This is a genomic window from Stenotrophomonas maltophilia group sp. msm1 (assembly GCF_032025805.1).
In the GTDB taxonomy this organism is placed as follows: domain Bacteria; phylum Pseudomonadota; class Gammaproteobacteria; order Xanthomonadales; family Xanthomonadaceae; genus Stenotrophomonas; species Stenotrophomonas hibiscicola.
Map to the genome: position 1 here is coordinate 510,407 of NZ_JAVSKH010000002.1, position 17,867 is coordinate 528,273.

General features: G+C 65.0%; 22 protein-coding genes, 2 tRNA genes and 1 pseudogene. 19 read left to right on the plus strand and 6 right to left on the minus strand.

Going from position 1 to position 17,867, the window contains the following annotated elements:
* Positions 1-87: 87 nt before the first annotated feature.
* The 3 genes from ROV95_RS09930 to ROV95_RS09940 are packed head-to-tail and all read right to left on the minus strand — an operon-like array spanning position 88 to position 2,217.
* A complete protein-coding gene (locus ROV95_RS09930; RefSeq protein WP_171952892.1) occupies positions 88-1,647 on the minus strand; it encodes a PepSY-associated TM helix domain-containing protein in 1,560 nt (519 codons plus the stop codon).
* A gap of 10 nt (positions 1,648-1,657) precedes the next feature.
* On the minus strand, positions 1,658-1,921 hold the full coding sequence (locus tag ROV95_RS09935; RefSeq protein ID WP_111097927.1) for a hypothetical protein: 264 nt from the start codon (positions 1,919-1,921) through the stop codon (positions 1,658-1,660).
* The gene (locus ROV95_RS09940) at positions 1,921-2,217 is read right to left on the minus strand and encodes a hypothetical protein (RefSeq protein WP_021202190.1); all 297 of its coding nucleotides are present in this window, start codon (positions 2,215-2,217) and stop codon (positions 1,921-1,923) included. Before ROV95_RS09940 ends, ROV95_RS09935 begins: the two co-directional genes overlap by 1 nt.
* 429 nt (positions 2,218-2,646) lie before the next feature.
* Here ROV95_RS09940 and thrS point away from each other — a divergent pair, with 429 nt between their 5' ends.
* From thrS to ROV95_RS10010, 14 genes are all read left to right on the plus strand, one after another.
* Positions 2,647-4,548 carry a threonine--tRNA ligase gene (gene thrS, locus ROV95_RS09945; protein WP_312544205.1) on the plus strand — a complete coding sequence of 634 codons (1,902 nt, stop codon included), beginning with the start codon at positions 2,647-2,649 and terminating at the stop codon, positions 4,546-4,548.
* A 48-nt stretch (positions 4,549-4,596) separates the two neighbouring features.
* Complete coding sequence (gene infC, locus ROV95_RS09950) at positions 4,597-5,139, plus strand: translation initiation factor IF-3 (protein WP_019660568.1); 543 nt, start codon at positions 4,597-4,599, stop codon at positions 5,137-5,139.
* Between the two features lie 266 nt (positions 5,140-5,405).
* The gene (gene rpmI, locus ROV95_RS09955) at positions 5,406-5,603 is read left to right on the plus strand and encodes a 50S ribosomal protein L35 (RefSeq protein ID WP_005410436.1); all 198 of its coding nucleotides are present in this window, start codon (positions 5,406-5,408) and stop codon (positions 5,601-5,603) included.
* Positions 5,604-5,614: 11 nt separating this feature from the next.
* Positions 5,615-5,974, plus strand: coding sequence for a 50S ribosomal protein L20 (gene rplT / locus ROV95_RS09960; protein WP_005410435.1), 360 nt, complete (start codon positions 5,615-5,617; stop codon positions 5,972-5,974).
* A 193-nt stretch (positions 5,975-6,167) separates the two neighbouring features.
* Entirely contained in the window at positions 6,168-7,163 is a 996-nt protein-coding gene (gene pheS, locus ROV95_RS09965) for a phenylalanine--tRNA ligase subunit alpha (RefSeq protein WP_164145054.1), read from the plus strand.
* A 121-nt stretch (positions 7,164-7,284) separates the two neighbouring features.
* Positions 7,285-9,681 (plus strand): phenylalanine--tRNA ligase subunit beta, encoded by a 2,397-nt coding sequence (gene pheT, locus ROV95_RS09970; RefSeq protein WP_312544209.1) that lies wholly within the window; start codon positions 7,285-7,287, stop codon positions 9,679-9,681.
* A 27-nt stretch (positions 9,682-9,708) separates the two neighbouring features.
* Positions 9,709-10,008 carry an integration host factor subunit alpha gene (locus ROV95_RS09975; RefSeq protein ID WP_005410432.1) on the plus strand — a complete coding sequence of 100 codons (300 nt, stop codon included), beginning with the start codon at positions 9,709-9,711 and terminating at the stop codon, positions 10,006-10,008.
* The gene (locus tag ROV95_RS09980) at positions 9,989-10,345 is read left to right on the plus strand and encodes a MerR family transcriptional regulator (RefSeq protein ID WP_005410431.1); all 357 of its coding nucleotides are present in this window, start codon (positions 9,989-9,991) and stop codon (positions 10,343-10,345) included. The genes ROV95_RS09975 and ROV95_RS09980 overlap by 20 nt, the downstream gene beginning before the upstream one ends.
* Positions 10,346-10,413: 68 nt before the next feature.
* Positions 10,414-10,490, plus strand: a tRNA-Pro gene (locus tag ROV95_RS09985).
* 606 nt (positions 10,491-11,096) lie between these two features.
* The gene (locus tag ROV95_RS09990) at positions 11,097-11,738 is read left to right on the plus strand and encodes a hypothetical protein (protein ID WP_312544211.1); all 642 of its coding nucleotides are present in this window, start codon (positions 11,097-11,099) and stop codon (positions 11,736-11,738) included.
* A gap of 38 nt (positions 11,739-11,776) precedes the next feature.
* Complete coding sequence (locus ROV95_RS09995; protein WP_180876562.1) at positions 11,777-12,340, plus strand: M35 family metallo-endopeptidase; 564 nt, start codon at positions 11,777-11,779, stop codon at positions 12,338-12,340.
* 229 nt (positions 12,341-12,569) lie between these two features.
* A tRNA-OTHER gene (locus ROV95_RS10000) sits at positions 12,570-12,639 on the plus strand.
* 117 nt (positions 12,640-12,756) lie between these two features.
* Positions 12,757-12,957 (plus strand): hypothetical protein, encoded by a 201-nt coding sequence (locus tag ROV95_RS10005; RefSeq protein WP_204260624.1) that lies wholly within the window; start codon positions 12,757-12,759, stop codon positions 12,955-12,957.
* On the plus strand, positions 12,954-13,295 hold the full coding sequence (locus tag ROV95_RS10010; protein ID WP_312544216.1) for a phosphotyrosine protein phosphatase: 342 nt from the start codon (positions 12,954-12,956) through the stop codon (positions 13,293-13,295). The genes ROV95_RS10005 and ROV95_RS10010 overlap by 4 nt, the downstream gene beginning before the upstream one ends.
* On the opposite strand, the gene ROV95_RS10015 is transcribed toward ROV95_RS10010, so the two are convergent.
* On the minus strand, positions 13,274-13,723 hold the full coding sequence (locus tag ROV95_RS10015; protein WP_312545108.1) for a GNAT family N-acetyltransferase: 450 nt from the start codon (positions 13,721-13,723) through the stop codon (positions 13,274-13,276). The genes ROV95_RS10010 and ROV95_RS10015 overlap by 22 nt on opposite strands.
* Positions 13,724-13,770: 47 nt before the next feature.
* A complete protein-coding gene (locus ROV95_RS10020; protein WP_312544218.1) occupies positions 13,771-14,292 on the minus strand; it encodes a DUF3011 domain-containing protein in 522 nt (173 codons plus the stop codon).
* Between the two features lie 242 nt (positions 14,293-14,534).
* Between ROV95_RS10020 and ROV95_RS10025 the strand changes: the two genes are divergently transcribed.
* Positions 14,535-14,930 carry a hypothetical protein gene (locus ROV95_RS10025; RefSeq protein ID WP_019660558.1) on the plus strand — a complete coding sequence of 132 codons (396 nt, stop codon included), beginning with the start codon at positions 14,535-14,537 and terminating at the stop codon, positions 14,928-14,930.
* A gap of 24 nt (positions 14,931-14,954) precedes the next feature.
* On the opposite strand, the gene ROV95_RS10030 is transcribed toward ROV95_RS10025, so the two are convergent.
* Positions 14,955-15,647, minus strand: coding sequence for an aspartate/glutamate racemase family protein (locus ROV95_RS10030; RefSeq protein ID WP_053443330.1), 693 nt, complete (start codon positions 15,645-15,647; stop codon positions 14,955-14,957).
* Positions 15,648-15,733: 86 nt separating this feature from the next.
* Between ROV95_RS10030 and ROV95_RS10035 the strand changes: the two genes are divergently transcribed.
* The 4 genes and pseudogenes from ROV95_RS10035 (at position 15,734) to ROV95_RS10050 (ending at position 17,781) form a co-directional block, all read left to right on the plus strand.
* Positions 15,734-16,045, plus strand: coding sequence for a metalloregulator ArsR/SmtB family transcription factor (locus ROV95_RS10035; RefSeq protein ID WP_019660556.1), 312 nt, complete (start codon positions 15,734-15,736; stop codon positions 16,043-16,045).
* The gene (locus ROV95_RS10040; protein WP_171952881.1) at positions 16,045-16,395 is read left to right on the plus strand and encodes a polyketide cyclase; all 351 of its coding nucleotides are present in this window, start codon (positions 16,045-16,047) and stop codon (positions 16,393-16,395) included. The genes ROV95_RS10035 and ROV95_RS10040 overlap by 1 nt, the downstream gene beginning before the upstream one ends.
* Positions 16,396-16,432: 37 nt before the next feature.
* Positions 16,433-17,041, plus strand: coding sequence for an ATP-dependent Clp protease proteolytic subunit (locus tag ROV95_RS10045; protein ID WP_111102443.1), 609 nt, complete (start codon positions 16,433-16,435; stop codon positions 17,039-17,041).
* Between the two features lie 98 nt (positions 17,042-17,139).
* Positions 17,140-17,781: pseudogene (locus tag ROV95_RS10050) on the plus strand (LysE family translocator).
* Positions 17,782-17,867: the final 86 nt, after the last annotated feature.

Below are 17,867 nucleotides of genomic sequence, written 5' to 3' on the forward strand. Positions count from 1 at the left end.
TCACCGATCTGATACACACACTGCGGTGTACGTCGTTGCCCATGCCAAGCCGACTTCCAGTAGCACCGGGCCATGCCCGGCGAAGGCTCAATCGGCCCAGACGCTGTTGGGATCGCCGTTGCGGGCGCGGCGTTGGCTGGCCACGGCCAGACGCGCGAAGCCGAAGGCCATCGCCAGCGCGATGGCATCGACCCAGAACAGCGGCCAGTGCCCCCCTGCGGCGGCGCGCCACAGCCAGTCACCATTGAGTGCGCCGTGCAGCACCGGCACCAGCGCGGTACTGACCGCCGCCGCCCACAGCAGTTCGCGTGCCGCCTGCGCCGGGCGGCGCAGCGCGGCCCATAGCGCGCAGGCCGCCCAACTGCCGAAGCAGGCCCAGCGGATGCCGTGGTCGACCGCCGACGGTGCCAGCCGCTCCAGCACCAGTGCGGTGCCGAACGCGATCGAGATCGCCACGCACAGGCCGATGCACACGCCGACCGTGGCCCGCGCCATGTTCACACCGGCACGTGGCTGTTGCGGCTGGCGACGCTTGCGCCGCGACTCGATCCACAGCAGGTTGCCGGAGTAGAACAGGAACGCACCGCCGAGTCCGAGCAGGAAGTACAGCCAGACCACCACGCCATTGCCGAATTCGCCGAAGTGCAACGCGTAGGCGGCGCTGAGCGTGGCGTGGTTGGCGTCGCGCTGGCCCGGCAGCTGCGACGCGAGCAGATTGCCGGTGGCGACGTCCAATGCCACGGCACCAAGCGGGCCGAGGGTGCCACTGGCCTCGCCGGTGATCTCGATCGTCGCGTTGGCATCGCCGCCATTGGCCAGCTTCAGATAGGCCGGTTCGAAGTTGGCCACGCCCTGTGCGCGGGCCACTTCAAGTGCGCGCGCATGCAGCACGCGCAGGCTGCCCGGCGGTGCCGGGATGCCACTGGCATTTCGCACCGGCGCGGTGTCCATCGCAGTCGGTACTGCCTGCAGCGCTTTGCCGTCGTAGATCAGCGGGTTGAGCAGGGCCATCTGCACGAACACCAGGCAGAGCAGGGCGCCGGTGACCGCGAACATCAGGTGGAAGGGCAGGCTGAGCACACCGACCACGTTGTGCGCGTCCTGCCACAGCTGCTTCAGGTTGCGCCCCGGACGCAGCGCGAACAGGTCGCCGAGCAGCTTCGGCAGATGGATCACCAGGCCGCTGAGCAGTGCCATCCCGTACAGCAGGCTGACAATGCCCATCACGTAGATCCCGGCCACGGGCAGGCCGAGGCTGTAATGGAGCTCGTTGACCAGTTCGGCCAGTCCGGTCTGCGGTGGTGTGGGGCTGCCGGCGATCTGGCCGGGCCAGGCATAGCGCCAGCTGCCGTCATCGGCCTGCCAGTAGGCCAGAGGCTGCGGGTGTTCGGTGCCGGGGAAGGTCATGCCGACGTGGCGGCGCGCTTCCGGATGCGCCGCCAGCACGTCCTCCAGCAGGTACTGGGCGTCATCCAGGCTGGCCGGGAGTGCCGTGGCGGCGCCCGGTGTCTGCCACCGCGGCAGGTCATGGTGGAACAGGGTCAGCGAGCCTGCGTAGAAAGCCACGAACAGGCCGAAGCCGGCCACCAGGCCGACCCAGGTGTGCAGGGTGGTGAACGTGCGCAGGGTCTGCGAACTGAACTTCATGGCGTGGATCTCATTGCACCGCGCCGGTCAGGCGCAGCAGCCCGAGCACGACGAAGCCGGTGGCGGCGCTGCCGCCCAGCACCAGCCAGGCGCGCAGCGCGCTGCGGAAGCTGAACGCCCACAGGGCGGCCAGCATCCACAGCGGGATGAAGGCGATCAGGGTAGGTACCAGCGCTCGCTGCCAAGGGCCCGGCGGAAGCCAGGCGAGCAGGCCGGTAACGGCGGCTGCAAGCAGGAAGCCGACGATGATGCCGGCGAAGGCGCGCGCCCACATCAGGGCAACTCCGTGCCCGGTCGGTGCCAGGCGGCCAGCGCCGGCAGCAGCATCGCCGCGAGCATCCAGGTGCACAACATCGCCACCAGGCCGGCGGCAAAGCCGAGCTCGGCCATCCACAGCCACAGCGCGGCGGCAGCGGCGACCAGGCCGATCTGGCGGCCCAGGCGGCCGGCGCGGCGCAGGCGCGGCCAGCGGCAGTGGGGCGAGGCCGCATAGAAGGCCAGTGCCGAGAACATCGCCGCCAACATGCCCAGGCTGCAGAAACCCAGCGTGGAGAGGCCGACGGTGATCATCGCGGGCAGCCTGCGCGGCGGCGGGTCGGCGAACGCGGGGCACGGGCGGGGCCGGCGGCAGCCGGTCGAAGCGGGTGGCGCATCACGAGGTCCTGGGGGAAAGCGGGCAGGCTGGCACGGGGCGGGCTGCGCGCACATGGTAATCATTGCGTTTTCACGCCGCCAGCGCGGCTCATTCAGCGGGCCGTACGGTGGCCCTTGGGCTTTCCGGTGCGCTGGTTTAAGATCATCGCAGAACCCCAGACTGGAACAAGGTGGCCCGCGCCCAGCGCCGGCCGAGCGTGCGACATGAGCACTACCACCGCCCACTGTTGACCTGCCCCCGAAGGCCCTGCGTTCCAGGCGCCCTCGCGGCGCTTTTTTATTGCCCGGGCAACGGCCCGGGAACGCTTTCCAGCCCGCCCGGCGGGCCCGCACGAAGCCACTGCGATGATCAACATTACCCTTCCCGACGGCAGCCGCCGCGAATTCGAAAACCCTGTGAGCGTCATGGAGGTTGCCCAGTCGATCGGCGCCGGCCTGGCCAAGGCCACCATCGCCGGTGCCGTGGATGGCGTGCTGGTCGATGCCAGCGACGTCATCGACCACGACGCCACCCTGCGCATCATCACCGCCAAGGACGAGGAGGGCGTGGAGATCATCCGCCACTCCTGCGCCCACCTGGTCGGCCACGCCGTCAAGCAGCTGTACCCGGATGTGAAGATGGTGATCGGTCCGGTGATCGCCGAAGGCTTCTACTACGACATCTATTCCGAGCGCCCGTTCACCCCGGACGACATGGCCGCGATCGAGAAGCGCATGGGTGAACTGATCGCCCAGGACTACGACGTCATCAAGAAGATGACGCCGCGCGCCGAAGTGGTCGAGATCTTCAAGGCCCGTGGCGAGGACTACAAGCTGCGCCTGATCGAGGACATGGCCGACGACATCCAGGCGATGGGCATGTACTACCACCAGGAATACGTGGACATGTGCCGCGGCCCGCACGTGCCGAACACGCGCTTCCTGAAGGCCTTCAAGCTGACCCGCATCTCCGGCGCCTACTGGCGCGGTGACGCGCAGAACGAGCAGCTGCAGCGCATCTACGGCACCGCCTGGGCCGACAAGAAGCAGCTGGAGGCGTACATCAAGCGCATCGAAGAAGCCGAAATGCGCGACCACCGCCGCATCGGCAAGCAGCAGGATCTGTTCCACCTGCAGGAAGAAGCCCCGGGCCTGGTATTCTGGCACCCGAAGGGCTGGGCGCTGTGGCAGGTGGTGGAGCAGTACATGCGCAAGGTCTACCGCAACAGCGGCTATGGCGAAGTGCGTTGCCCGCAGATTCTGGACGTGAGCCTGTGGAAGAAGTCCGGCCACTGGGACAACTACCAGGACAACATGTTCTTCACCGAATCGGAGAAACGCACTTACGCGGTCAAGCCGATGAACTGCCCGGGCCACATCCAGGTGTTCAACCAGGGCCTGCACAGCTACCGCGACCTGCCGATCCGCTACGGCGAGTTCGGGTCGTGCCACCGCAACGAGCCGTCCGGCGCGCTGCACGGCATCCTGCGCGTGCGTGGCTTCACCCAGGACGACGGCCACGTGTTCTGCACGGAAAACCAGATCGAGTCGGAAGTGACTGCCTTCCACCAGCAGGCGCTGGCGGTCTACCAGCACTTCGGCTTCGACGAGATCCAGATCAAGATCGCGCTGCGCCCGGAATCGCGCCTGGGTGACGACGCCACCTGGGACAAGGCCGAAGGCGCGCTGCGCTCGGCACTGACCGCCTGTGGCGTGGAATGGCAGGAGCTGCCGGGCGAGGGCGCCTTCTACGGCCCGAAGATCGAGTACCACCTGAAGGATGCCATCGGCCGTACCTGGCAGCTGGGCACGATGCAGGTCGACTTCATGATGCCCGGCCGCCTGGGCGCCGAGTACGTGGACGAGAACAGCCAGAAGAAGCACCCGGTGATGCTGCACCGGGCCATCGTCGGCTCGATGGAGCGTTTCCTGGGCATCCTGATAGAGCACCATGCGGGCCAGTTCCCGGCCTGGCTGGCGCCGACCCAGGTGGTGGTGGCCAACATCACCGACGCCCAGGCCGACTATGTCTCGGGCGTGACCAAAACCCTTGCGGAGCAAGGCTTCCGCGTCAGCTCGGATTTGCGTAACGAGAAGATCGGCTATAAAATCCGCGAGCATACGTTGCAGCGCGTGCCCTACCTGCTGGTCATCGGTGACCGCGAGAAGGAAAATGGGGCTGTGGCGGTGCGTACGCGTTCTGGCGAAGACCTGGGCAGCATGAGCCTGCAGGCCTTCATCGAGCGGCTCCACGCCGAGGGCGCGTAAGCAAAGGTCCGGTCCGGGGGCACAGGCACCCGGGCCGGTTCGATACCCTTGGGAGAACGTAATATCAGCACCCCTGACAACAAACAGAACCGCAAGAATCAGGAAATCCGTGTGCCGCGCGTCCGCGTGATCGGCAGTGACGGAGAAATGATCGGCGTGTTGTCGCGCGACGAAGCGCTGTCCATGGCCGAAGATGAAGGCCTGGACCTGGTCGAAATCCAGCCGCAGGCCGATCCGCCGGTCTGCAAGATCATGGACTTCGGCAAGTTCAAGTTCGAAGCGCAGAAGAAGGCCAGCGAGGCCAAGAAGAAGACCAAGCAGGTCGAGATCAAGGAAGTGAAGTTCCGTCCGGTCACGGACGAGGGCGACTACCAGATCAAGCTGCGCAAGATGCGCGGGTTCCTCGAAGATGGTGACAAGATCAAGGTCAACATCCGCTTCCGTGGCCGTGAAATGAGCCACCAGGAGCTGGGCCGCGAAATGGCCAACCGGATCGAGGCCGATCTGGGCGAGGACATCGTCATTGAATCCCGTCCGCGCCTGGAAGGGCGTCAGATGGTCATGATGATCGCGCCGAAGAAGAAGACCTGAGGCCTGACGGGCTGCCTTTCGGGGCGCCTGGCTGAATGGTTCAGGGTAAGGGGGCGCCGCTGGCGTCCCTTTGCTTTTGTGGCGGGCCGGCGGGTTGCGGATGAAAGGCGGGCAGGGGCTGGTGGCAGGGCCGTTTTGCCTGTATCATGCCCGGCTCGACCCACCCAGGACGGGTCGTACGCCGATCATGGCAGGACGGAAAGAGCGGCCCAGGCCGCCGCCAGATCAGTCAGAAACCAGGGTCAAATCCCATCAAGGACATTGCAATGCCCAAGATCAAGACCAACCGGGCAGCGGCCAAGCGTTTCCGCAAGACCGCCTCGGGCAAGTACAAGTGCGGCCACGCCAACCGTAGCCACATCCTCACGAAGAAAGCGACCAAGCGTAAGCGTAATCTGCGTCAGACGGGCCATGTCCGTGCAGAAGACGCAGGCCGTCTGGACCGCATGCTCCCTTACCTCTGAGGAACTGAAAAATGGCACGAGTTAAGCGTGGCGTACAGGCGCGTCGCCGCCACAAGAAGATTCTGGATCTCGCCAAGGGCTATTACAACGCCCGTCGCAAGGTCTTCCGCGTTGCCAAGCAGGCGGTCATCAAGGCACAGCAGTACGCCTACATCGGCCGTAAGCAGAAGAAGCGCAACTTCCGTTCGCTGTGGATCACCCGCATCAATGCGGCTGCCCGCATCAACGGCCTGAGCTACAGCCGCTTCATGAACGGCCTGCTGAAGGCCGGCATCACCCTGGATCGCAAGGTCCTGGCTGACATCGCCGTGCACGACGCAGCCGGTTTTGCCGCGCTGGCCGAAAAGGCCAAGGGCGCGTTGGCGGCATAAGTCCTTCCCGATGCCGTAACCGTTCACTCGGAACGGTGTCAGGTCAAGGCAATGCATGGGGAAGGGCGCAAGTCCTTCCCCATTCTTTTTTGGGTCCCGGTGCGGCCATTGCGGCAGCGCGGGGACGGCGGTGGCGACAGGGGTCGGCCCTTCGCGCATCGCGATGGCAGATCGACTGGAGTTCCGGCCCCCCATGAGCGACATCCAATCCCTCACCACCCAGGCGCTGGCCGATGTGGCCGCCGCACAGAGCCCTGACGTGCTGGAACAGCTGCGCGTGGCCCTGCTTGGCAAGAGCGGCAGCATCACCTCGCAGCTCAAGCAGCTCGGTGCCCTGCCGGCCGAGGAGCGCAAGGCCGCCGGTGAAGCGATCAACCAGGCCCGCGACACACTGACCCGTGCGCTGGCCGAGCGCAAGGCGCTGCTGGAAGACGCCGCACTGGACGCGCGGCTGGCTGCCGAAGCCATCGACATCACCCTGCCGGGCCGCAATGGCGACCGCGCTGGCCTGCATCCGATCACCCGTACCCTGGAACGCATCACCGGTATTTTCGGCCGGCTGGGCTACGAGCTGTCGGAAGGGCCGGAGATCGAGGATGACTGGCACAATTTCGAGGCGCTGAATTTCCCGCCGCACCACCCGGCGCGCGCCATGCACGACACCTTCTACTTCGGCGACGGCCGCCTGCTGCGCACGCATACCTCCGGTGTGCAGGTGCGCTACATGGGCGACCACGCGCCGCCGCTGCGCATGATCGCTGCCGGCAAGGTGTACCGCAGCGACAGCGACCAGACCCATTCGCCGATGTTCCATCAGGTCGAAGGCCTGCTGGTGGACGAGCACTCGACCTTCGCCGACCTGAAGGGCACGCTGGCAGAATTCGTGCGCGCGTTCTTCGAGCGCGATTTCGAGATGCGCTTCCGTCCCAGCTACTTCCCGTTCGTCGAACCGGGTGCGGAAGTGGACATCGCCTGGCAGCAGCCCGATGGCAGCACCCGCTGGCTGGAAGTGCTCGGCTGCGGCATGGTGCATCCGAACGTGCTGCGCAATGTCGGCATCGATCCGGAGCGTTACACCGGCTTTGCCTTCGGCATGGGCGTGGAGCGTTTCGCGATGCTGCGCTACGGCGTCAACGACCTGCGCGCGTTCTTCGAGAACGATGTGCGGTTCCTGAAGCAGTTCGCGTAAGCCGCAACCGTGTAGAGCCGGGCCATGCTCGGCTGCCTTTCTGGATGGACGCCTCCTTGCGCATGCGCTGGGCGACCACAAAAACCGCAACGGGAGGCACGCCTCCCACCAGGGTGACACCATGAAATTCTCCGAAAACTGGCTGCGCAGCCACGTCCCGACCTCCGCCTCGCGCGATGAGCTGAGCGCGGTGCTGACCGCCATCGGCCTGGAAGTGGAAGAAGTATCCGCGCTGGGCGAAGGCCTCGATCACGTGGTCGTGGCACGCATCGTCGAGGCCGCGCGCCACCCGGAAGCCGATCGCCTGCAGGTGTGCAAGGTCGATGCCGGGCAGGGCGAGCTGCTGCAGATCGTCTGCGGTGCGCCGAACGCCCGCGCGGGCCTGGTCGCGCCACTGGCGATGGTCGGTGCGCAGATCGGCGAGCTGAAGATCAAGCCGGCCAAGCTGCGTGGCGTCGAGTCCAACGGCATGCTGTGCTCGGCCAAGGAGCTGGGCCTGGACAACGATGCCTCCGGCCTGCTGGAACTGCCCGATGACGCCCCGGTCGGCCAGGCCCTGGTCGAGTACCTGGGCCTGCCGGACGCCAGTATCGAAATCAAGCTGACCCCGAACCGCGCCGACTGCTTCAGCCTGCGCGGCATCGCCTACGACGTCGCCGCCGCTACCCGCAGTGAAGTGCTGGATTTCGCCGCCGACGCCATTCCGGCTACCGGCAGCCGTGAGCTGGCCATCCAGCTCGACGCTGGCGCCGAAGCGCCGCGTTATCTGGGCCGTGTGATCGAGGGCGTCAACGCTGCCGCCAAGACCCCACTGTGGATGGCCGAGCGCCTGCGCCGCAGTGGCGTGCGTCCGGTCTCGCTGCTGGTCGACATCACCCAGTATGTGATGCTGGAGCTGGGCCAGCCGATGCATGCTTACGACCTGGCCACCCTGCAGGGCAGCATTGCCGTGCGCCGTTCGCGCGCGGGCGAGACGCTGAAGCTGCTGGACGGCCGCGATGCCGCGCTGGACGACAGCTTCCTGGTGGTCACCGACGCCGATCGTGCGGTCGGCCTGGCCGGCCTGATGGGCGGCTTCGACACCCGTGTCACCGACGCGACCACCGCCGTGTTCCTGGAGGCCGCGCACTTCGCGCCGGCCGCGATCATGGGCCGTGGCCGCAAGCTGGGCCTGCACACCGATGCCGGCCACCGCTTCGAGCGCGGTGTCGATCCGGCACTGCCGCGTACCGCGATCGAGTACGCCACCCGCCTGGTGCTGGACCTGGCCGGCGGTACCCCGGCGCCGGTCACCGAAGCTGTGCGCGAGGCCGATCTGCCGCAGCCGGCCACGATCGTGCTGCGCCGCACGCGCATCACCCGCGTGCTTGGCATCACCATTGACGATGCCGAAGTCGAGCGCATCCTGCGTGCGCTGGGCATGGACGTGGCCGCCACCGCCGACGGCTGGCAGGTCACCGCGCCGAGCCGCCGCTTCGATATCGCCATCGAAGAGGACCTGATCGAAGAACTGGCCCGCATCCACGGTTACGAGCAGATCCCGACCACGCTGCCGGGCGGTGCCTCGCGCGTGGCGATGCCGAGCGAGACCCAGCTGGACGCGCTGAGCGTGCGCCGCCAGCTGATCGCTCGCGACCTGCAGGAAACCGTCAATTTCGCCTTCGTCGACGACGCACTGCTGGCCCAGTGGCAGCTGCGCGACGCCCTGGTGCCGCTGGCCAACCCGCTGTCGGCCGAACTGGCGGTGATGCGCCCGTCGCTGCTGCCGGGCCTGGTTGCCACCCTAGGCCGCAATGCCGCTCGCCAGCTCGGCCGCGTGCGCCTGTTCGAGCTGGGTCGGGTGTTCGCCCAGCAGGCCGGAGATGCGTCGCTTGGCGAAAGCCAGCCGGCACCGCTGGAAACCCCGCGCGTGGCCGCTGCGGTCTGCGGTGATGCGCAGGCGGTGCAGTGGGGCCTGCCGACCCGCAAGGTCGATTTCCATGACCTGAAGGGTGACCTCGAATCGCTGGCGGCCGCCAGTGGCGCGCAGCTGGAGTTCCGTGCGTCCACCCGCGCCTACGGCCACCCGGCGCGTTCGGCCGAGGTGTTGCGCGATGGCGTGGCGATCGGCTGGATCGGCCAGGTTCACCCGCGCCTGGCCAGGGCGATGGGCATCGAAGCCGACGTCTACGCCTTCGAACTGGACCTGGAACCGCTGACCGCCCGCCGCCTGCCGCGTGCCGGCGAACTGTCGCGCTTCCCGGCGGTGCGCCGCGACCTGGCATTCCTGGTGCCTGAACAGGTGGCCTGGGCCGATCTGGCGGCGACCGTCCGCCAGGCCGCCGGCCCGTTGCTGCGCGACCTGAACCTGTTCGACCGCTATGTCGGCCAGGGCGTCGAGCCGGGATTCAAGAGTCTCGCTATGGGCTTGATTTTGCAGGACAAGTCGCGCACTCTGACGGACCGCGACGTGGAAGCGGTGGTGGCCGAGGCGGTCACTGCCATCGAGCGTGAACACCACGCCCGGATCCGCGGCTGAGCGGGCAGCACTCGGGGGTAGCAGGCAATGGCATTGACCAAGGCGGAGATGGCGGAAAAGCTGTTCGACGAAGTCGGTCTGAACAAGCGGGAAGCCAAGGAATTCGTCGACGCGTTTTTCGATGTGCTGCGTGAAGCATTGGAACAGGGACGTCAGGTGAAGCTGTCGGGCTTCGGTAATTTCGATCTGCGGCGCAAGAACCAGCGCCCGGGTCGCAACCCCAAGACCGGCGAGGAAATTCCGATTTCCGCCCGTACGGTGGTCACCTTCCGTCCGGGCCAGAAGCTCAAGGAGAGGGTGGAAGCTTATGCTGGATCCGGGCAGTAACCGCGAACTACCGCCGATTCCGGCCAAGCGCTACTTCACCATCGGTGAAGTCAGCGAGCTGTGCGACGTCAAGCCGCACGTCCTGCGCTACTGGGAAACCGAGTTTCCCAGCCTTGAGCCGGCCAAGCGCCGAGGCAACCGCCGCTACTACCAGCGCCATGACGTGCTGATGGTGCGGCAGATCCGCAGCCTGCTGTACGAACAGGGCTACACCATCGGTGGTGCACGCCTGCGTCTGGACGGCCCCGATGCCCGCGAGGAATCGGCGCTGAGCAACCAGATCATCAAGCAGGTGCGCATGGAGCTGGAAGAAGTGCTGCAGTTGTTGCGCCGCTGATCCCATTTCCATCGTAATCCGCTATACTTCACGGCCCGCCGCACTGGCGGGCACATCGCAGCATCAGTCGGGGCGTAGCGCAGCCTGGTAGCGCATCTGCCTGGGGGGCAGAGGGTCGTCGGTTCGAATCCGGCCGTCCCGACCAAAAGCAGCGATAGAACAAGGGCTTGCGCCATACGGTGCAGGCCCTTCTTCGTTGTGCACCCTATCGTCACCCTATCGAATGGCGAGGATGCCCGTGTTGATCTCGGTCCACGGCCTTTCGTGGCCTTCCAGATACACCTCGGTCATCGCCGGCGAGCTGTGTGTGAGAAGGTGCTGCACTTGTTCTTCCGACCAACCTCGACGGTTGTGTGGAAGAGCACCGCCAAGCCTGCGGATCTCCTGGAGTGACACCTGATGCATGCCGATCCAAGCTGATTGACTCGCGGACGTCCTGGAACTCGCGGCTCTCCGCTGATGCGCTCGATTGCCAGGCGAAAGGCGTAGTTCTTCGACGCTTCACTGAAGTCCAACGGTCTCGCCGGCGATGGCCTTTGCGATGATGGCCGAGCTCGGCACAGTGGCGTAGGCGCGGTAGCAAAAGATCCTGGAGGTCAGTGCCTGCAAAAACGTGATTCTTATGGCGGTTCGAAAATTTAATCTGCGGTTCGGGGAAGTCCTACAGATCGATGGCTGAGGTTCGGGTTGGAAAATGCTGATCTGTATGTTAATAACGCATCTTGAATCATGGAAGAAGGCGGGTGGCGGAATGAAATCACCCATTAAAGTGGCAATGCTGTTCATCGCGCTTTGTAGCAGCAATGTTGCGATGGCCGACGCTCGGCTACAAGTCGAAATAGTTCCGCTGAAGGGCGACATGGGAGAAACTTCAATCGCGTTGAAGCTCTCGAATGTCGGTGACCAAGTTGCGGTAGTCGCTGAGTCTTCTCTGCCGACGCTCAATGCTCGCAAAATGTTGTTGGATGATCCCTTCATAGTGAAACAGCAGGATGGGCGCGAAGTCCAGTTCTTCGGGATAATGAGGGATACGCTCTCCGAAACTCCGAGTTCTTTGTCCATACCTCCTGGCGGCAGTTTCAGCCTAGATATAAATCTTGCAAGTGGCTATAGTCTGTCGCCAGGGCTGAGTTACACCATTGGCTTGCGAGCCCCGATTTCCTATCGCACCGCCGACGGCAGGAATGCGGAAGCTGGGCCCATAAAGCGGCAATCAGGCAAGTGGCAAAGTGCGTATCCCGCACCCCGCACGGTTGTTGTACCCGTTACTGGAAGAACAATGAAGCAAGCCCGGGCGGGGGAGTTTCTTGAACCTGTGGCATGTGTCGATCCGGCCGGCACCCCGCCTTCGGCCAAAAAAGTGCAATTTTTCAGAGTGTATTGGCTGGGGTAACGATTGGTGCAGGAAATGCGCTGAGCCAGCTCCAGCAGATGACTGAGGTCGATACAACATCTGAAACTGAGTTGTGGCTGAGGTTCAGCCCCTCAGTTCACTATACGCGCTACTTCGGGGAGCATGGCCCGGACGTCAACGTCGTTGCCGGTGAAGATGTCAACGAAGATGATGCGCTGGTTGATAGCACTTTGATGGCGATCATCTGGAGAATTTCGGGAGACGGAGTGACCCCGAAGCCGCCGGTGTCCCTCTCCTGCCGGTGCAATGCTGACGAAGTGCCGGCAGACACCATTGCTTATGTGCAGTCAGGTGCTCCATACGTAATTCACGCATGCCCTGTATTTTGGTCCCTATCTATGCTGCCCGCCAATCACATTGGTGAACCCTCAAAGGTTGGCACGATGGTCCACGAGTTCACTCATTTTACTGACGACAAGGGCATGGCGCTGCGGCATCCGCCGGTCCCCGGCAAGAATGTCTCATCTCTTTCGTACGCACTAGAGTTGGCGGCCAGCTCACATCCAGGCGCTGTTCGATTCCCGAACGCGTACAAGTTTTTCGTTTTGGGTCAAGCACACGGTTTTTCTCCGCCGGAATAGTCCGAGGCAGGAGGATGCGGTCATTGGAGCCCGCCAAGCCGCCGCCGGTGACCAAGCTCCGTCCGAGCGACGCCCGTAGGGCGTAGATGAGGGCAGGGCCGCAGCAGATGCGGAGCCATGTTTAGTCCCGGTGGCTGCAACCCTATCAGCGCGGAAGTAATTGATTGAATTGGGCCTCAATCGGCACTTATGGGAGGCCCGGTGCAGGCCTGAAACCCTTATGGATCAACGGGATGGGGCAGCCAGTGATGATGCCTGGGGGCAGAGGGTCGTCGGTTCGAATCCGGCCGTCCCGACCACTGTGATGAATCAAGAAGCCCGCGCAGCGATGCGTGGGTTTTTTTGTGCGTGCGGTGTATGCTGCGCGCCACTCGTACTACCGCGGCTGCTGAACCCGGTACTCACGAGAACACATCATGGAATCTGCAAGAAGCCGTGCCTGGCGTCGCAGCCAGGCCCGCAACCGTGGTGGCGACCGCGCCACGACCGCCTACAGCTACAAGCCCGAGAAGAACTGGAAGCTGCTGTATACGCGCGATGCCAAGCTCGCGCGCGCACGCCAGCTGGGCTTCACCTATCCGGTCCTCAGCGCCCGCCAACTGCAGGAACAGGAATGATCAACCTGCTGTTCGTCTGCAGCCGCAACCAGCTGCGCAGCCCGACCGCCGAAGCCATGTGGCGACGGCGGCCCGGCTTCAACGCGCTGTCGGCCGGTACCAGCCCGCACGCACGACGCCCCATCGGCCCGGCGGATATCCGCTGGGCCGATGTCATCTTCGTGATGGAGGCCAAGCACCAGCATCGCCTGCAGGCCACGTACGCGCGCCTGCTGGAACACAAGCGCCTGCATTGCCTGGACATCCCCGACGACTATCGCTGCATGGATCCGCTGTTGATGGACCTGCTGGACGCCAAGGTGGCCGTGTATCTCGATCAGCTGCCGGCAAAGCAGTAGATCAGTTCCGGATCGCCTTCGTCCAATCCATGCACGATGCCACTTTCGATGAAACCCGGGGCGGCGAGCAGGCGTTGCATGCTGGTGTTGGATGCATTCGTCGAAGTAAACAGCTTGCCTTGCCCCTGCAGCGCGATGGCATGGCGCAGCAGGGCGGCGCCGGCGTCCTGTCTGCGTTGTTCGCGCGCCACCATGAGCATCTCGACGAAGGCTTCGCCGAAGAAGTGACGATGGATGACCAGGTAACCGGCCAGCTGGCCGGACCGTTCGGCCACGTGCATGCCACCGCTGGCCTGCCAGTCGCTGATCTGCCGTGCGCGCCGCGGATCGTGGGCCGCAACGCTGTCGAGCGCGATCAACGCGGGAACGTCGGCGGGCATTTCCTCGCGGATATGCAGCGTCGTCGAGGAAGGATCGGGCGGCACCATCGAAGCTCCTGAGCTGGTTGCGCCCAGTCTATCCATCACGTCGGCAGTCAATACACCCGGAACTCGGCACGGCAGCCGTCGCTGACCCACACGCCGCGACGGTCCCAACCCCAGTTGCGGTCCTCGATGCAGGTCGTCACCGATTTCTGCTTGACCAGCCGCACCTCGTGGCGGACGCGGATGCGGCACTCCTTGTCCTTGTTCTCGTAGGACTCGCAGACCAGGCGTTCACCCTCGTTGTCGCGATCACGGCCACGGCCACGGCCACGGCCACGTCCCGGCCAGCGCCCGTATCCGTCGGCGACGAACTCGGCGCGGCAGCCGTCGGTCACCCATAACGTGCGGCGGCTCTGGCCCCAGTTCTGGTTCTCCACGCAGCGGGTGACCGACAGTTGCCTGGCCAGGCGCATCGGGCCCTCAATGGGGCATTGCTCGGTCTTGTTGAACTGGGATTCGCAGCGCAGCGCTGGAATGTGATCAGTGTCGTGGTCCTGGGCGGCCACGGCGGTGGCGGCCAGCAGCAGGGCAAGGGCGGCGCCGGTGATCGGCAGCAGCGGGCGAAGGGTCATAGGGAGCCTCGAGCGTGGATTCGGGCGGCAAGAATGACCCAGCACGAGGCCATCGGAACGCATCGTTCCGGATGTGGCTCAGTAAGGATTTAGTAGTGCGCACGGGCCCATGCAGAGGCTTACATCCCGTATCATCGCTGCACATCCGATCGCATCGGTTTACGCCTTCTTACATGTCTTCCACGCCTGTCGGCGCAGCCTGTGGCTGCCGTCACTGGTGTGCGGGCGGCCTGTGCGGGAGGATGCGCGGACCACGACGACCACAGGGGGTTGCGTTGATCAGCAGTACCGTCATTCATCGCTCGGCCGACGCAGGCGGCGCCGAGGTGCGGGTCCTGGACACCACGTTCAAGGGCAAGCACGTGTTCACTGCCTGGGGCCTGCGCGGGCCGGAACTGACCCGCAGCGCGGACCCGGTTGCGACCGTGGCCGCACGCAAGGCGCTGCACGCGGTTGCCGGCCACAGCGAAGGGCCGCGCAGCCCGGAAGTGTTCATCGCCAACCAGTCGGCGGTGGCGATCACGGTCTATCGCCTGCTTACCGAAGCGCGCTCCGGCGATGCCATCTTCTTCCTGTGCGATTCCCAGGCGGTGGTCGAATGGCTGATCACCGCGCTGGAAGTGCAGGGCGCGGACTGATTCCGCGTTCCGGCGCGCATTGATTCACGCCAGCGCCGCGTCCACGGCGGCCCGCGCATGCAGTGCAGTGGTATCGAACAGCGGCACTGTGCTGTCCTCCGGCCGTACCAGCAGCATGATCTCGGTACAGCCGAGGATGATGGCCTCGGCGCCGCGCGCGACCAGTCTCTCGATCACGCCGGCGTAGACCTGTCGTGAGTGTTCGCTGACCACGCCGGCGATCAGTTCCTGGTAGATGATGTCGTGCACGCTGCGACGATCATCGGCTTCGGGAACCAGGACCTCCAATCCGAAGCGATCCTGCAGCCGGCCGCGGTAGAAGTCCTGCTCCATGGTGAAGGCGGTGCCGAGCAGGCCCACCTTTCGCGCGCCTGCCTGCACGATGGCCTGGGCGGTGGGGTCGGCGATATGCAGCAGTGGCAGTGGGCAGGCCGCCTCGATGCGGTCGGCCAGTTGGTGCATGGTGTTGGTGCAGACCAGCAGCAGATCGGCACCACCGGCCTGCAGGCGCCGTGCGGCCTCAACCATGTGGTCGCCCAGTGCATCCCAGTCGCCGTCGTGCTGCAGCTGCTTGATCGGGGCGAAGTCCACCGACCACAGCAGCAGCTGCGCCGAATGTGCGCCACCGAGGCGCTGCCGCACGTCCTCGTTGATGAGCCGGTAATACTGCGCCGAGCTTTCCCAGCTCATGCCGCCGATCAGGCCAAGGGTCTTCATGCACAGCTCCATGCCGGGGAGCCGTCATTGCAGCACAGCCGATGCGGGAGTTGCACAACACATTAGCGATTGCTAATGTGTTGACCATGATCGAGAACGCCCTGTTCAAGGCGCTGGCCGACCCGACCCGCCGCCACATCTTCGAAAAGCTGGCCGAGGGCGGGCAGCATGCCAGCGCGCTGCGCGAGGGCGTGGCGATCAGCCAGTCTGCGATGTCCCAGCACCTGGCAGTGCTGCGCGATGCCGGGCTGGTGAGCGAACAGCGCCAAGGCCGCTTCGTCTACTACGAGGTCGATCCGCGCGGACTGGCCCACATCGGCAACTGGCTGCAGCGCTACCGGGCCTACTGGCCCGCGCGTATGGATGCCTTGCAGGATCTGCTGAAGGAGATGGATTGATGGACGACGTTCTGAACGAAGCGGCTCCTGCGTTGGTGATGGAGCAGTGGCTGCCAGCGCCACCGGAACGGGTCTGGCGCGCACTGTTGGACCCGGCGCTGCGTGAGCGCTGGTTGCCCGCAGCCGATCTTGCCGACCCGCAGCCCTGCCTGTGCGAGGAGGGACGGGAGCTGGGCTTCCGCTTGCGCGATGCGCAGCCCCCACATCTGCACAGTCTGGTGTGTTTCCGGCTGCGCGCGGATGAGGGTGGAGGGACGGTGCTGACCATCGTGCATCGGCTCACTGACCGGCGTTCTCTGATCCCGCCGGCTTCCAACGATGAGCATCGCACGGTGATGCGCGCGGCTTGAACCAGCGCTTGGATCGAACGCTATAGGGAGCAGGCACATGCGGGACAGGATGCAGCTGGTACCGATGGTGGTGGAACGCAGCGAGCGCGGCGAGCGTTCCTATGACATCTACTCGCGGCTGCTGCGCGAGCGCATCATCTTTCTCAACGGCGAAGTCGATGACACCGTGTCGGCGCTGGTCTGCGCGCAGCTGCTGTTCCTGGAATCGGAAAACCCGGAGAAGCCGATCCATCTGTACATCAACTCGCCAGGCGGAGTCATTTCCAGCGGCTTGGCGATGTACGACACGATGCAATACATCTCTGCTCCGGTGCATACGCTGTGCATGGGCACCGCGCGGTCGATGGGGTCGTTCCTGCTGATGGCCGGCGAGCCGGGTCACCGCGCGGCGTTGGCCAATGCCAGCCTGCACGTGCACCAGCCGCTGGGCGGGGTACAGGGCCAGGCTTCGGACATCTTCATCCACGCCGAGGAAATGCAGCGCACCAAGCAGCGCATCACCCGGCTGTATGCGCAGCATTGCGGACGCAGTGTCGAGGAGGTCGAGCAGACCCTGGACCGCGATCGTTTCATGAGTGCCGAGCAGGCATGCGAATGGGGCCTGATCGACCAGGTACTGGTACGGCGCGACGCGCACGCGGCCTGAGCCTGCCTCTGTAACCACCACATCCACGCTGTGCTGTATGTGCCGCGCGTTGCAGACGCACTCTATGCTGGTACGGTCTTCTGAAGTGGATGTGCGCCATGGCCCTGCATACCTGGTGGTGGTTCCTCGCCACGGTGTTCGTTCTGTGTGGCACGCCGGGGCCGAACATGCTGCATATCCTCGGCCGCAGCGTCGGACTCGGCTTCCGCGGCAGTGTACCGGCGATGGCCGGCTGCCTGCTGGCGATGCTGCTGGTGCTGGCCGCGTCCGCTGCTGGCCTGAGCGCATTGCTTCATTCCTCGCCGATGCTGTTCGAAGTGCTGCGCTATCTGGGCGTGGCCTACCTGGCCTGGCTGGGCCTGAAGGCATGGCGCGACAGCTGCCGTCCCGCGCCTACGGTGACGGTGGATGCCGCACTGCCCATGATGCCGACGCTTGGTGCCTAGACCGTGTTCCGTGGTGGCCTTCTGGTGGGCCTGAGCAATCCCAAGCTGCTGCTGTTCGCGGCGGCGTTCCTGCCGCAGTTCGTTGACCCGTCACGTGGCCAGGCGTTTCAGTACAGCGTGCTGGTGGCCACCTTCGCCGCTTGCGAACTGTTCTGGTACGTGATGTATGCAGCCGGTGGCCATGGCCTGCGCCGCTGGCTGGCCGAACCCTTTGCGCGACGCTGGTTCGAGCGGTTGGTCGGTAGCGTGTTCCTGGCGTTTGCCGTCGCGCTGCTGCGCTTTCGTCCGCGCTGATTCACGCCGCGCACGCGGCCTGTTCACGACTGCCGCATCGGTGACGGCCTAGCCTGATCATCCAGTACGCAGTCCCCGCAGGGAAA

Coding starts and splice junctions, on each gene's coding strand:
- ROV95_RS10035 (WP_019660556.1), top strand. CDS start 15,734: ATGATCGAGAACGCCCTGTTCAAGGCGCTGGCCGACCCGACCCGCCGC.
- ROV95_RS09930 (WP_171952892.1), bottom strand. CDS start 1,647: ATGAAGTTCAGTTCGCAGACCCTGCGCACGTTCACCACCCTGCACACC.
- ROV95_RS09995 (WP_180876562.1), top strand. CDS start 11,777: ATGACTGAGGTCGATACAACATCTGAAACTGAGTTGTGGCTGAGGTTC.
- rpmI (WP_005410436.1), top strand. CDS start 5,406: ATGCCCAAGATCAAGACCAACCGGGCAGCGGCCAAGCGTTTCCGCAAG.
- ROV95_RS09980 (WP_005410431.1), top strand. CDS start 9,989: ATGCTGGATCCGGGCAGTAACCGCGAACTACCGCCGATTCCGGCCAAG.
- ROV95_RS10045 (WP_111102443.1), top strand. CDS start 16,433: ATGCGGGACAGGATGCAGCTGGTACCGATGGTGGTGGAACGCAGCGAG.
- ROV95_RS10020 (WP_312544218.1), bottom strand. CDS start 14,292: ATGACCCTTCGCCCGCTGCTGCCGATCACCGGCGCCGCCCTTGCCCTG.
- pheS (WP_164145054.1), top strand. CDS start 6,168: ATGAGCGACATCCAATCCCTCACCACCCAGGCGCTGGCCGATGTGGCC.
- ROV95_RS10025 (WP_019660558.1), top strand. CDS start 14,535: ATGCGCGGACCACGACGACCACAGGGGGTTGCGTTGATCAGCAGTACC.
- rplT (WP_005410435.1), top strand. CDS start 5,615: ATGGCACGAGTTAAGCGTGGCGTACAGGCGCGTCGCCGCCACAAGAAG.
- ROV95_RS10010 (WP_312544216.1), top strand. CDS start 12,954: ATGATCAACCTGCTGTTCGTCTGCAGCCGCAACCAGCTGCGCAGCCCG.
- ROV95_RS10015 (WP_312545108.1), bottom strand. CDS start 13,723: ATGGTGCCGCCCGATCCTTCCTCGACGACGCTGCATATCCGCGAGGAA.
- ROV95_RS09940 (WP_021202190.1), bottom strand. CDS start 2,217: ATGATCACCGTCGGCCTCTCCACGCTGGGTTTCTGCAGCCTGGGCATG.
- ROV95_RS10030 (WP_053443330.1), bottom strand. CDS start 15,647: ATGAAGACCCTTGGCCTGATCGGCGGCATGAGCTGGGAAAGCTCGGCG.
- thrS (WP_312544205.1), top strand. CDS start 2,647: ATGATCAACATTACCCTTCCCGACGGCAGCCGCCGCGAATTCGAAAAC.
- ROV95_RS09975 (WP_005410432.1), top strand. CDS start 9,709: ATGGCATTGACCAAGGCGGAGATGGCGGAAAAGCTGTTCGACGAAGTC.
- pheT (WP_312544209.1), top strand. CDS start 7,285: ATGAAATTCTCCGAAAACTGGCTGCGCAGCCACGTCCCGACCTCCGCC.
- ROV95_RS09935 (WP_111097927.1), bottom strand. CDS start 1,921: ATGTGGGCGCGCGCCTTCGCCGGCATCATCGTCGGCTTCCTGCTTGCA.
- ROV95_RS10040 (WP_171952881.1), top strand. CDS start 16,045: ATGGACGACGTTCTGAACGAAGCGGCTCCTGCGTTGGTGATGGAGCAG.
- ROV95_RS09990 (WP_312544211.1), top strand. CDS start 11,097: ATGAAATCACCCATTAAAGTGGCAATGCTGTTCATCGCGCTTTGTAGC.
- ROV95_RS10005 (WP_204260624.1), top strand. CDS start 12,757: ATGGAATCTGCAAGAAGCCGTGCCTGGCGTCGCAGCCAGGCCCGCAAC.